This is a genomic window from Paeniglutamicibacter sulfureus, assembly GCF_030512175.1.
GTDB lineage: Bacteria > Actinomycetota > Actinomycetes > Actinomycetales > Micrococcaceae > Paeniglutamicibacter > Paeniglutamicibacter sulfureus.
This window is the reverse complement of the sequence record NZ_JAULBL010000002.1, coordinates 1,193,248-1,204,624: the sequence shown is the minus strand read 5'-3', so window position 1 is coordinate 1,204,624 and position 11,377 is coordinate 1,193,248. Positions and strand designations below refer to the sequence as shown.

13 protein-coding genes are annotated in these 11,377 nt (G+C 65.5%); 7 read left to right on the top strand and 6 right to left on the bottom strand.

Annotated features, from left to right (window positions below; genetic code table 11):
* Positions 1–26 precede the first annotated feature (26 nt).
* The 3 genes from nirD to cspE all read left to right on the top strand — a co-directional run bounded on the left by nirD (position 27) and on the right by cspE (position 1,642).
* Positions 27–404: a nitrite reductase small subunit NirD gene (gene nirD, locus Q2T94_RS12200; protein ID WP_264270235.1), complete on the top strand. Its 378-nt coding sequence runs from the start codon at positions 27–29 to the stop codon at positions 402–404.
* On the top strand, positions 401–1,192 hold the full coding sequence (locus Q2T94_RS12195; protein WP_302264641.1) for a sirohydrochlorin chelatase: 792 nt from the start codon (positions 401–403) through the stop codon (positions 1,190–1,192). The genes nirD and Q2T94_RS12195 overlap by 4 nt, the downstream gene beginning before the upstream one ends.
* 246 nt (positions 1,193–1,438) lie before the next feature.
* Positions 1,439–1,642 (top strand): transcription antiterminator/RNA stability regulator CspE, encoded by a 204-nt coding sequence (cspE, locus tag Q2T94_RS12190; protein ID WP_007271190.1) that lies wholly within the window; start codon positions 1,439–1,441, stop codon positions 1,640–1,642.
* A gap of 118 nt (positions 1,643–1,760) precedes the next feature.
* Here the strand turns inward: cspE and Q2T94_RS12185 are convergent, their stop codons facing one another.
* The gene (locus Q2T94_RS12185; protein ID WP_264270233.1) at positions 1,761–2,426 is read right to left on the bottom strand and encodes a hypothetical protein; all 666 of its coding nucleotides are present in this window, start codon (positions 2,424–2,426) and stop codon (positions 1,761–1,763) included.
* A gap of 89 nt (positions 2,427–2,515) precedes the next feature.
* On the opposite strand from Q2T94_RS12185, the gene Q2T94_RS12180 reads away from it, so the two are divergent.
* On the top strand, positions 2,516–3,514 hold the full coding sequence (locus tag Q2T94_RS12180) for an LLM class flavin-dependent oxidoreductase (protein WP_302264629.1): 999 nt from the start codon (positions 2,516–2,518) through the stop codon (positions 3,512–3,514).
* A gap of 76 nt (positions 3,515–3,590) precedes the next feature.
* Here the strand turns inward: Q2T94_RS12180 and Q2T94_RS12175 are convergent, their stop codons facing one another.
* Positions 3,591–4,085, bottom strand: coding sequence for a hypothetical protein (locus tag Q2T94_RS12175; RefSeq protein ID WP_302264627.1), 495 nt, complete (start codon positions 4,083–4,085; stop codon positions 3,591–3,593).
* 137 nt (positions 4,086–4,222) lie between these two features.
* Here Q2T94_RS12175 and Q2T94_RS12170 point away from each other — a divergent pair, with 137 nt between their 5' ends.
* Together Q2T94_RS12170 and Q2T94_RS12165 are read left to right on the top strand one after the other, a co-directional pair.
* On the top strand, positions 4,223–4,477 hold the full coding sequence (locus Q2T94_RS12170; protein WP_264270230.1) for a hypothetical protein: 255 nt from the start codon (positions 4,223–4,225) through the stop codon (positions 4,475–4,477).
* An 81-nt stretch (positions 4,478–4,558) separates the two neighbouring features.
* The gene (locus tag Q2T94_RS12165) at positions 4,559–5,494 is read left to right on the top strand and encodes a LysR family transcriptional regulator (protein ID WP_264270229.1); all 936 of its coding nucleotides are present in this window, start codon (positions 4,559–4,561) and stop codon (positions 5,492–5,494) included.
* A 604-nt stretch (positions 5,495–6,098) separates the two neighbouring features.
* Here the strand turns inward: Q2T94_RS12165 and Q2T94_RS12160 are convergent.
* The 3 genes from Q2T94_RS12160 to Q2T94_RS12150 form a co-directional block, all read right to left on the bottom strand.
* Positions 6,099–6,434 carry a DUF202 domain-containing protein gene (locus Q2T94_RS12160; RefSeq protein ID WP_302264626.1) on the bottom strand — a complete coding sequence of 112 codons (336 nt, stop codon included), beginning with the start codon at positions 6,432–6,434 and terminating at the stop codon, positions 6,099–6,101.
* Entirely contained in the window at positions 6,431–6,820 is a 390-nt protein-coding gene (locus Q2T94_RS12155) for a YidH family protein (RefSeq protein ID WP_302264623.1), read from the bottom strand. Before Q2T94_RS12155 ends, Q2T94_RS12160 begins: the two co-directional genes overlap by 4 nt.
* Positions 6,821–6,948: 128 nt before the next feature.
* Positions 6,949–8,799, bottom strand: a complete 1,851-nt coding sequence (locus Q2T94_RS12150; RefSeq protein ID WP_302264622.1) for a SpoIID/LytB domain-containing protein — start codon at positions 8,797–8,799, stop codon at positions 6,949–6,951.
* A gap of 245 nt (positions 8,800–9,044) precedes the next feature.
* On the opposite strand from Q2T94_RS12150, the gene Q2T94_RS12145 reads away from it, so the two are divergent.
* A complete protein-coding gene (locus Q2T94_RS12145; protein WP_367281563.1) occupies positions 9,045–10,121 on the top strand; it encodes an enoyl-CoA hydratase/isomerase family protein in 1,077 nt (358 codons plus the stop codon).
* 22 nt (positions 10,122–10,143) lie between these two features.
* On the opposite strand, the gene Q2T94_RS12140 is transcribed toward Q2T94_RS12145, so the two are convergent.
* A complete protein-coding gene (locus Q2T94_RS12140; RefSeq protein WP_264270224.1) occupies positions 10,144–11,340 on the bottom strand; it encodes an MFS transporter in 1,197 nt (398 codons plus the stop codon).
* Positions 11,341–11,377: the final 37 nt, after the last annotated feature.

Genomic DNA, 11,377 nt, shown 5'->3' with positions numbered 1-11,377 from the left:
AAGAAAGTACTGAGAGGACCGAAGCGATGAGTGCAACGCTCGAAGAAAGCATGCTCGAGACCGTTCATGGGATGGTTGCCGTATGCCGGATGGCGGACCTCGAGCCCGGCTGGGGCGAGGCCGCGTGGCTTGAAGGCACCCAGGTGGCCGTGTACCGCACGGAAGGCGGAGAGTTCTTCGCCGCCTCGCACCACTGCCCGGGCACCGGTGCCAAGGTCATGGCCAGGGGCATCCTGGGCGACAAGGCCATTGCCGGCACCCGTGTTCCCACGATTGCCTGCCCGTTGCACAAGGAGGTTTACCGTCTGGACACCGGCGACTGCCTCAGCGGGGCGGCACCGGCGTTGCCGATCCACCCGGTGCACCTGCACCAGGGCATGCTGTGGCTGGAGAAGACCCCATGAGTACCACGACCTTGACGCGCACCGTCCACCGGAGCGCCGGAACCGTTGAACACTCGGCCTGGATGGGCTGGATGGAAACCATTCCTTCCCCCGATCTGGTGGCGGTCTCCCACGGCACCGATGATCCCGCCGGACGGACGGCCGTCCGGGCGCTGGTGGATGTGGTGGATCTCGCACTGGCCGAAACGGCCGTGCACGGAGCGTTCGTCGATGTGCAGGATCCGCGGGTTGATCCGTACCTGCACTCAGGTGCCCTTGCCCCGGGCCAGAAGGCGGCGCTCGTCCCGTTGCTGCTATCGGCCGGAACCCACGCCTCGGGCGATCTTGCCGCCGCCGCGGGCGGACGCCCGGGAACCAAGGTGGCTGCCCCTCTTGGCCCCGATGCGTCCCTGGCCGCAGTGCTGCATCGCCGGCTGGTGGAGGCCGGCTGGATCCCTGGCGAGGCAGTGGTCCTTGCCTGCGCAGGGTCCACGGATCCGCGGGGGATTGCCGATTGCCAGACCATGGCACAGCTGCTGGCCGGCCGGTTGCAGGTGCCCGTGACCCCCGCCTTCATCTCGGCAGCCGAGCCGCGCCTGCCCGATGTCCTGGACGCTGCCCGCACTCTCAACCCCGGCCGACGCACGGTGGTTTCCAGCTATCTGCTGGCACCCGGATACTTCGCTGATTTGGTGGCACGCTGCCGCCCGGATGTGCTTGGTGCCCCGTTGCTGGACCCCAGCCAGACGCCGCCGCGGGAACTCGTTGACACCGTCATCGAGCGTTACCGGCGGTGCGTGGACAGGTAAACGATAGGGGTCATTTGGGAAAACAATCACCCAAACAGACCCCCGTGCTAGCAACTGGCCGCCAAGTAGCGTACCGTAGAGCTTGTAGTTCTAGTTTTTCTCGCAGTAATTTCAGTGCAAACACCCCGTTGCCGGGGCGAGTACCTTTCTGAACCGCGTTGAATCACGTAGCTGCAAGTGGATTCCACAGTGGAATTGACTCCCCTACGTCCCATTTCAGGACAGTCTCGAAAGGACACACCCATCATGGCAACAGGTACCGTTAAGTGGTTCAACGCCGAAAAGGGCTTCGGCTTCATCGCTCCGGACGACAACTCGGATGATGTTTTCGCACACTACTCCGCCATCCAGTCGAACGGCTTCCGTTCGCTCGAAGAGGGCCAGCGCGTTGAGTTTGAAGTTACTCAGGGCCAGAAGGGCCTTCAGGCCACCGATATCCGCGCTGTCTAAGCTTCGGATCATCAACTTCGGCATTTAGCTGATTAGTGGTGGGCGGCACTCCCCTTGGGGGGTGCCGCCCACTACTGTTTTAACTTCCGAGGCCCTTTCCTTGACTGATGGTTCCGGGTCACCAGCTGAAAAAGCCGTGCGCCGCTTCCTTGGTTTCCAGGTGGAACACCAGGTTTTGGGGCCCTTGCGGCACCACGATGACCATCCACTCCTCCATGCCGCTGGGCTGGATCGACCGATTGTCCAGCTTGCGCACGATGAGGTCCAGGAAGGTTCCGCTGTCCGATTGCGAGGATTGCTGCACGAGTGCCAGTTCCCGCCTGGCATTCGTGGCACTTCCCTGGCCATGCGCGGCCTGCAGGTTCGCCAGGTTCTCCTCCACCATTTCCGCCTGAAAGCCGCCCAACGTCTCATCCCCGTTCCCGGTCAGGAGTGCCGAACCGTGGATCCGCCCGAGCGCCTCGGCCAGGTCCCCGAGGCAGTGCCCGGGCAACCCGGGATCCGCCCACTCCGGCTCGTTGGTGATCATGGCTGTTCCGGCATTCACCCAGTCACCCGCGGCAGCCAAGAGGTCCGCGGCGATCTGTGCTTCGGTCCCCGGGGATATCCCCACTGGCTCCGCCACGCCGCCGGACCGCGGGCAATCGGGCGGTAGCTCGGCCAGCAGATCGGGAGTCGGCAGGGTGGACGGCGCAGGTTCGGGCGGATCCGGAACCAGCACGGTGCATGCACCCAGGGTGCTTGCCAGCAGGCCGCCGGCCAACAGCCACGCAATCCGCTTCATGCCTCAAAATCCTACGCCCGGGTGGACAGGATGCGTGTGTGTCCGGACACCGCGGGAATGAAACCGGACGGGCCCTAGTTGCCGCTAATGTGAGCATTCCTTTGTCGATCCTTGATCTTGCCCCCATCCGCCGTGGCGGTTCCGCCGCCGAGACCTTCGCCCAGAGCGTCGAATTGGCCCAAACCGCCGAGGCGACCGGCTACAAGCGCGTCTGGTACGCCGAACACCACAACATGAACTCGATCGCTTCGTCAGCGACCTCGGTGCTCATCGGCCACGTCGCCCACCACACCAGCACCATTCGTTTGGGCTCCGGCGGCGTCATGCTGCCCAACCACTCGCCGCTGGTGATTGCCGAGCAATTCGGCACCCTCGAGACACTTTTCCCGGGCCGCATCGACCTGGGCCTCGGGCGTGCGCCGGGCACCGACCAGGCCACGTTCCGGGCCATGCGCCGCGATCCCGCGGCCTCCGATGCGTTCCCGCACGATGTGCTCGAGCTGCAGGCGTTTCTCGGGGACACCTCGCGCATCGAGGGAATCCATGCCTACCCCGGGCGCGGAACCAACGTTCCGCTCTACATCCTGGGTTCAAGCCTCTTTGGCGCCCGGCTGGCTGCCCAACTGGGCCTGCCGTACTCCTTCGCCTCGCATTTTGCCCCCGATGCCCTGGTGCAGGCGACGACCGCGTACCGCAACGAGTTCCGCCCCTCCGAGTTCCTGGCCGAGCCATACGTCATTGCCGGTGTCGGCGTGGTTGCCGCCGGGACCAACGCCGAGGCGCAAGCCATCATGGAACAGGTTCGCCGCGATCGAATCCGGATGATGCTGGGACGCAACCGCGAAACCGAGTTCACCGATGCCGAGGTGGAAATGCTGTTGGATTCACCGCACGGGGATTCGATCATGAAGATGCTCCAGTACACCGCGGTGGGCGACGGATCGGCAGTGGCCGAATACCTGCACGAGTTCGCGCGCACGGCAGGGGCCGATGAACTGATCACGGTACACAACTCCAGCAACTCCGCCCAGCGCCTGGAGTCGGTGAAGATCACCGCCAAGGCCATGTCCATGGCACCGGCGAACTAGCCACACCATAATCGGCATATGCAAGATGGCCACCGGGATTTCCCGGTGGCCGTCTTGCATATGCTTTCGGCGGACCCTACCGGCCCGGCAGCACCCAGCGGCGCACGCCCATGACCAGCACCGTGACAAGCAGGACCAAAAGCAGGCCGTCCGCGGCGATGTAGAAGTAGTGCCAGCTTGAACCGCCGGCCTCGGCCCCGGCCAGCACCGCCTCGGTGCGCTTGGCCAGGAACGGCCTGATCAGCGCGATCTTGGCCAGCAACACGGCACCCAACCCGGCGACCACCCACAGGTATGCCCGATCCATGCCTCGCTTGATGCAGGAAGCGGCAAGCACAATGAAGAAGACCACTTCCACGATGTTCATCGCGGCGAAAACCAGCTGACCGATTCCCAGGCCCAGCGCCAGGGTCATCCCCGGGGCCATGAACTTCAGCGGCGTCTCGATGAACGAAATCCCGATCAGCAAACCCAGCCACAATGCAGGTGCCAGGATCCTTCCGGCGGCGGCAAGCAATGCCGGGCGGTTGATGGCCGGTGTGAAGAATCGGGGGGAAATGTCGCTGTCCATATATCGACCTTACTCCGCCTGAGGGCCTGCTTCGGTGCGCGAAAAAGTGCCCATTCCCATACGGTCGGATGCAACATAGGCTGTAATCAATCGGGGATCAGTCGCAGTTCCCGGCCTATGGAGAAAAGAGGGGCACGATGAGCAATAGCTTTGATGACACCGTCTTCGATGAGCCGATCGACGACGACATGTACGAACCCGGCGACGGACGGGACGGCCAGCCCTACGAAGGTTCGTCCGACAGTCCCGAGTCCATGACCGCCCTCGATCCACTGCGCAAGCACCTTTATCTCCTCGATGACGACCTGACCGCCGAGGACGATGCCGACGACGAGGAAACCGTCGAGGAAGAGTGGACCGAGGACGAAGTCCTCGAGGAAGAAAGCCACTAGCTTCGTCGCCCGTCTAGGATGGGACGGGCGCGGTCCATCAGTGGTCCGCGCTCTCACCCCGCCCGAGGCACAGGAGTTTCAGTGGTCAACCCGGTTCATTTGCGCACGCTGCTGGAAGTGGTGACGCAGAAGTCCTTCGCCGCCTCCGCCCTGCGCCTGGGCTACACGCCCTCGGCGGTCTCGCAGCAAATGTCGGCGCTGGAACGCGACACCGGGACCACCCTTTTCACCCGCGGTGCCAAGAGCATCGAGCCCACGCCCGCGGCCCTGACCATGGTGCGCCATGCCAAGCGCGTGCTCACGGACATCGACGCGCTCATGGCAGCGACCTCCACCCCGGACCTTGACCCGAGCGGCAAGCCGTTGCAGGAACTGCGCATCGGCATTTTTCCCTCCCTGGCCACCTATGCCCTGCCCAAGCTGCTGGGATCCCGGGACTGGGACCAGCTCGGCATCGCCCTGCGCGTGAACGTGGGAGAACCCCACCAGACCATTACAGGCCTGCGCCAGGACGGGGAGCTGGACCTCGCGCTGATCTTCCAAGTGGGCCAGGGAGGTCTCGCATGGCCGGCGCAGATGGAACGCCAGTGGCTGGGCGATGACCCGTTCCGCGTAGTGGTTCCGGCATCCTGGAAACTCGACGGCACCTCCGTCTTCAGCGCCGCCCAGCTGGCGGACATGCCCTGGATCATGCACCATCCGGGCACCAGCGATGCCACGGTGATCTCCCGGCTCTTTGCCGCATTCAACATCCATCCCCGGGTGGTCGCCCATTCGGACGACTTCAATGCCTCGCTGCACATGGCCGCCGCCGGGTTGGGCGCCGCGCTGGTTCCGGAGCTTGCCATGCTGCGGGCACCTGCAGGCATCCAGGTAATCGACGCGCCCGAGATCCGTCTGGCCCGCAGCATCTTCGCGCTGCGTCCGGAAGGTCGGGACAACCCCAAGGTCGGGGTGTTCATGGACCGGCTCACCAACGTCCTGGCAGAGCTGAGCATCGGGCCCAAGCGGCGCTAACCAAGGAGCGGGGGCGCATCAGGGCGGTCACACCCTATGGGTCCTGGCACCTTGCTGGACAGGATCCCGGACGGGAAGCATCGTTGCAACGCGCCTCGCACCTTCGGTGCGTTGAACTCAGTCCACGAAGGTTGGCTTCAACCACAACGAGGTAATACCGGAGCTATCGGCTCCGATGACCGTGTCCGCGGCGATGCGAGTCAAGCTCTCATCGGGTCCTCCGCTCGTGATGCGGCACCACCCCCGTATCCGCATCGAATTGGGTCCACCACACCTCCGCGGGATCACTGCCGTCGCGGCGAATGCTGACACTTGCTTGTGAATCCAATTCCGGCTCATCAACCATGACAACCCCGTCAACGGCACCTGAGGGCATTCCCGGGACGGCAAGCCAGGACGACTGGGGTGAGTATCCCCAAACGTAGAGAAGAATGCCGTTGGGCATCCCGACGTCCACAAGAACCGAATCCACGGCCAACGAGGCAGGTGAACCCCTGCGTGCCGCCACTTCGCCTGGATCATTCGGGGTGAAATCGAATGCCTGATCGGCCACGCGGTAGACCACACGGCCGGAAATTGGCGAGGTGAGCGGAATGACGTTCACCTAGAAATCCACTACCACCAGGATGCCGACAACGCCGAGGCTAAGCACCGCGATGCTCATCGCGAGGATCGCCACGACGTCGGCCCGCAGCCGCTCGGATTTGATCCCGTGGGAAGCCACGGTATACCGGTGGCGCTGCGTGGCATAGATGCTTCCGGCCGCCAGCAGTGCCAGCACGATCATTGCCAGGATCCCCACCCCGTAATGCGGCAGCCAGCGCAGGAAGACCAGCGCGGCTACGCAGAGCGAGAGCGTGGTCCGTCCCCAGGACATGACGGTGCGTTCGGGCTGCAGCCCGGGGTCCAGGTGCAGGGGCGGCCGCGGCGCGGTGCTCATTGGTCCAGGGAGATCAGTACCGCGACCACAGCTGCGGCCAGGGCGCTGCCCAGGCCCAGGATCGGGATGATCAGCGGAAGCGGCAGCGGCTTCGCTTGGCGCATGGACATCTCGATGCTGCGCCAGCGCAAGGCGGAACCGGCGCTGATGAGCATGCCGATGACAATGAGCAGCACCGAGATGCCGGTGCGCAGCGGGCCGGGGAAGGCGGCTGCGGCGAATGCCTCCAGGGCGATGCCGCCAGCCAGGAAGGCGAGGGCGGTGCGGATCCAGGCCAGGAAGGTGCGTTCGTTGGCGAGGGTGAAGCGCGGATCCGGTTCTTGTCCCCCGGGCAGGACGAGTTTGGCAAGTCTCCCGCGTTCGTCGTTCTGGTCGGTCGATGCCATCAGCCGGCGTGCTCCCTTGTTTTTGTGTCTCCACGACCCGGCAGTGTCCCCCGCCGGAAATCCTTTTCAGGATACCGGGCAGTCGATGATGCGGGCCAACCACCCGTTCCATCGAGCCGGGTGTTGGATTATTTGCCGCCGACCAAGGTCTGCCGCGGCTTGAGCACCACACTGCTTGGCTTTGGGGTTCCGGGCTGCAGGCAAATCACCTCGCCGTCGCTGGCAGCTGACACTGCCCGGGCAATGCCCGCACCGGCCTTCACCGTGGTGGTGCAAAAGTTCCCCGGCTTGATGGTGGTTTCCACCGGAGGCCCCACGCTTGGCTCGATACCCGTGATCCAGGCCGAACGCGCACCGACGCCGGAATCCTTTCCACGGAACTCCTTCCCAGGCAGGGTCTTGGATCGTCCGGACATGGATGTGGCCGTGGCGGAGACGATGCTCAGGTCCTTGCCACGCTCGAACTCCACGCTCATCACATTCTCGAGCCCAAAGACCTCGGCCATCTCTTCCTGGCTGGTGCCTTGTTCCCAGGCGTCGTAGGGGTTCTTGGCGCTGGCCTCCAGCGACCAGGGATCGGGACGCGAACGCAGATAGGGTCGCGCGGCACCGCCCCAGACGTCCTCGCTGTCGCGGGTGGCACCTCCGGTCGAGGAGGAATACAGGGTTTCGGCCAGCCTCCCGTCGTACACCACGACCTTGCCGCTGCGCGGAACGCCCGCGTCATTGCGCTTTATCGTCGCCTCCACTGCGGCCTTCCACCTGGCCCCGTAACCGGATTTCTCGTTCTCCTTCTTCCAGCCGGTGAATTTCTGGTCCTGCACCTCGTCCGTGACGTTGCAGTCGCAGGAATCCCTGACCGTGTTCAGCTTGCGCATGGCGTACGTCCGGCCGGCAATCGCCTGGGCCTGCAGCACGGCGCGAGGCCACGACGAGGGGACCTCGGCCAGGCCGTAGAGGTATTCGTCGTTGAGCCGCAGCGCCGCCACCAGGTTCACCCGGTCATCCAGCAGCCCCGCTTCCAGGTAGCCGTGCCTGTAGACCCCGGGCGCCGAGGATTCTTCGTTGGCGCCGGGCACCGAGATCGTCGCACGGTTTTTCGCTGGCCAGTCGCGTGTGCCTTCCCACAGAATGATCAGCTTGCCGGTGACCTTGTTGGCTTCGGGCGCCGGATCCACGTCGGGAACGCCGTCTTCGTTGTTGTCCCGCGGAACCCTGTCGAATCCATCCGGCGTCCTCAACTCGTAGGCCAACTGCGAACCCGCGCGTCCAAGGACGAGTTTTGAGCCCGCCGGTGCCGTGTAGGCCTGATTCGCCGTTGGGTCGATGACCTGCATTTTTCCGCCTGAAACCACCACTTCGCTGGTCTTCGATGTCAGCACCTGTACCCGGATGTCGCTGGCAGCGGCGGTGCTGCTGTCGGTGACCTCGGCGGGGTTGTAGTAGTACTCCAGGATGTCAGTGGCGCTGCTTCCCCCGGCCGCCATGGCCCGGGCCCCGTACTGGCTCATGCCCACGCCGTGTCCCCAGCCGGCACCGCTCACCGTGAAGTCGGGAAGTTCGGTGGTCGCGGGCAGCCAGTAGGAGGTCCCGTCGGGGCGCACCCCGAGAATGCCGCCGGTGAAGGGCTGTCGGGTATCGCTGCCGGCACTGTAGTGCCCACCGCTCGGATAGCCGAAGGGGCCGTTTTCCCAACCGGTGTCGGCCCAGGCCCGGACCAGGTCATGGGGCACGAGCACCGCCGGGGACGTGGCGGCATACACCTCGATCCCTTCCGGGTGCGAGCGCCACAACATCCCGTCCTTGAACTCGCCAGCCTTCGCGTCGGCTTCCTCGGGCCTCTGCGATTCCTGGTCCGGGTGGGCCTCGGTGGCGATCGGTGTCAGGTTCACGCCCTCGGCCACGTGCACGGGAGACGCGGCAGTGGCCGGGTCCCCCGGAACCAACAGGACGGCTAAGAGCAGGACAGCGGCGGACATGGCGGTTTTTCTCACGGTGTTTCCCCAAACAACATTGCGAGCGGAAGTCCGGGTGGTGCCGGCTGCCTTTGGGGACGATCCTACGTCAAGCCGACGCGGTAGGCACCCCCTTCCCGGGGACGACTTCGGGGCCATGGCCCGGCTGCCTGGGTCAACGAAACCACATCCCCGGATTGCTGTGGGCGGGCATGGCGTTGTTGCCGCACCCGGGTTTCGCATCGGAGCCGGTTCGGCGATATCTTGGCATCAACCACATATCGGCACGGCAAGGAACCAGGACCATCACGATCACCAGCCATATCCGCTCCACCCGCAGCGGGCCCCTGGGCCTCATCGAGCTGCGGAGGCCCATAAGCATCAATGCACTCACTGGCCCGATGCTCCGGGAATTGACCGATGTGTTGGAAAACTGGAGGACCGACCCGGCCGTGTCAATGTTGGTGCTGCGCGGAGAGGGCGTGCGCGGCTTCTGTGCCGGCGGGGACATCAAGGACTTCCACGAAGCGGTGACCAACGGCGGACACTCCGGGTTCCTTGACCTTCTTTCCCTGGAATTCAGGCTCGATCAGATGATCGCGAGCTACCCCAAACCGGTACTCACCCTGGTGCACGGGCTGTGCATGGGCGGCGGGATCGGCCTGGCCTCGCATGCCGCCATCCGCATCGCCACCCCCGAAGCGCATTACGCCATGCCGGAGGCGCGCATTGGCTACAGCCCGGACGTGGGTGCCACGCACCTGATGGCAAGGGCACCGGGACACCTCGGCGAATACCTGGTGTTGACCGGCGACACCTTCACCGGTGCGGATGCGGTGGAACTCGGCTTTGCCGACATGCTGGTCGATGGGGATCGTTTCGAGGAGGTCATCGAGGCCCTGCCCGACTTCGAGGCAATGCCGGCACCCGACATCGCCGCCGGGCTGGAGGTGTTCTTCGGGTCTTTTGCCGTTTCCCCGTTGGCCAGTGCGCAACCGTGGATCGATGCGGCCTTCGGTGCGCCAACGCCCGAGCAGATCCTCGAGCGCCTCGATGCCATGGTCCATCCCGCGGCCCGGGCGGCGGCAGCCCGGATGCGCGCCAATTGCCCCACCTCACTGCAGTGCGCGCTGTTGGCGGTGCGCGCTGCCCGGGAGGCGGACCACCTGCCCTCGGCCCTGGCACGGGAGCTGCGCGTGGCCGACTACCTCATGCACCGCGATGACCTGGCCGAGGGGATCCGCGCCCAGGTCATCGACAAGGACCGCAGCCCGGCATGGAACCCCGCCGAGTTGGCCCAGGTGGACCGCCAGGCCATTGCCGCGGTGATCGCCGACCCGCAATAGGCACGGCCACGCCGGCACCGTCTCAATCGTCCATGGAACGCAGCGGGGCGATGGCACCCAGCGTCGCCGCGGCAGTGGTCACCCCCAGGGCGAGGAACACTCCTCCGGCCCCCAGGGCGGTGGCGAAGACGCCGACGCCCACCGGGATCACTGTCTGCCCCAGGCGGTTGCCCAGCAGGCGGATCGACATCCAGGTGCCGCGGGTGCCTTCGGTGGCGGTCATCGAGACCACGCTCATGCTCAGCGGCTGCCCGAGGCCCAGGGCGAGGCCTGCAAGCACCAGCAGCGCTGCCATGGCGGGGGTCGGCAGCGGCAGCACGAGCAGGCCGATCAGCACCGCGGAGATGCCGGTGGATCCAAGCAGCAGCCGCGACCTTCCCACGGCACGGACCAGCCGGTCCATCGCCAGCCTCGAGAGCACCGTGGCTGCTGCCCGCAACGCCAGCAGCACCCCGACCGCCTGCGTGGAAATTCCCCGTTCCACGGCCAGAGCCGGCAGGTAGACCTGCAGCAGGTCGATGGTGCACAGCACCATCATGCTCAGCCCGATGGAGGCGACCAGCGTGTTGCGGGCAGCGGGCTGGACCCGCAGTGCGGTGCGCAGCTTCACCGGAGCCTTCGGGATGCCGGACTTGCTCCGTGTGCCGCCGTGCCGGGCCATGAGAACGCCGGTGGCCAGCACGCCGGCGGCTCCCACCAGGTAGGCCAGCAGCAGCACCGAGGTGTCCGGAGCGACCGCAGCCCCGCCCAGCACACCGAGCAACAGCGGCGCAACGGTCTGGGCCACCGCGGTGACCATGGTGTAGAAGCCGAAAACCCTATCCATGTTGCGGTTCGTGGCCGATGCCAAACGGCTTTGCTCACCCAGAATGCTCATCAGGTGCCCCACGCCCAGGAGCAGGTTCCAACCCAGCAGTGCCGGCAGGGAGGGCGCGGCGAAAAGCAGGCCGGCCCCGGAGATGATCAGCAGGGCAGCACCCACCAGCAGGATGTGACGCTCCTTGCCGCGGTCCGCGGCCCGGCCAATGAACACGGCCAGGAAGACCGGCAGGATCGAGAAGCTCGCCACCACCAGGCCCAGCAGCCCGGGGTCAACGCCGAGTTCCAACGCCTTGTAGGAGGTTGCCGGACGCACCAGGTACACCGCTGCCTGCAGGAAGAAGGCGTGGGCGAGCAGCGAGGGGAACCCGATGCCCGGCGCGGTATTCGAGGAGGTCATGGGGGACATTATTCCGAGTCGCGAATCGCCGCCCGGC

What these genes read in the sequence shown, in the direction of transcription:
- Q2T94_RS12150 (WP_302264622.1), bottom strand. Translation starts at nt 8,799, where the DNA reads ATGTCCGCCGCTGTCCTGCTCTTAGCCGTCCTGTTGGTTCCGGGGGAC.
- Q2T94_RS12195 (WP_302264641.1), top strand. Translation starts at nt 401, where the DNA reads ATGAGTACCACGACCTTGACGCGCACCGTCCACCGGAGCGCCGGAACC.
- Q2T94_RS12175 (WP_302264627.1), bottom strand. Translation starts at nt 4,085, where the DNA reads ATGGACAGCGACATTTCCCCCCGATTCTTCACACCGGCCATCAACCGC.
- Q2T94_RS12160 (WP_302264626.1), bottom strand. Translation starts at nt 6,434, where the DNA reads ATGAGCACCGCGCCGCGGCCGCCCCTGCACCTGGACCCCGGGCTGCAG.
- Q2T94_RS12185 (WP_264270233.1), bottom strand. Translation starts at nt 2,426, where the DNA reads ATGAAGCGGATTGCGTGGCTGTTGGCCGGCGGCCTGCTGGCAAGCACC.
- nirD (WP_264270235.1), top strand. Translation starts at nt 27, where the DNA reads ATGAGTGCAACGCTCGAAGAAAGCATGCTCGAGACCGTTCATGGGATG.
- Q2T94_RS12155 (WP_302264623.1), bottom strand. Translation starts at nt 6,820, where the DNA reads ATGGCATCGACCGACCAGAACGACGAACGCGGGAGACTTGCCAAACTC.
- cspE (WP_007271190.1), top strand. Translation starts at nt 1,439, where the DNA reads ATGGCAACAGGTACCGTTAAGTGGTTCAACGCCGAAAAGGGCTTCGGC.
- Q2T94_RS12170 (WP_264270230.1), top strand. Translation starts at nt 4,223, where the DNA reads ATGAGCAATAGCTTTGATGACACCGTCTTCGATGAGCCGATCGACGAC.
- Q2T94_RS12140 (WP_264270224.1), bottom strand. Translation starts at nt 11,340, where the DNA reads ATGACCTCCTCGAATACCGCGCCGGGCATCGGGTTCCCCTCGCTGCTC.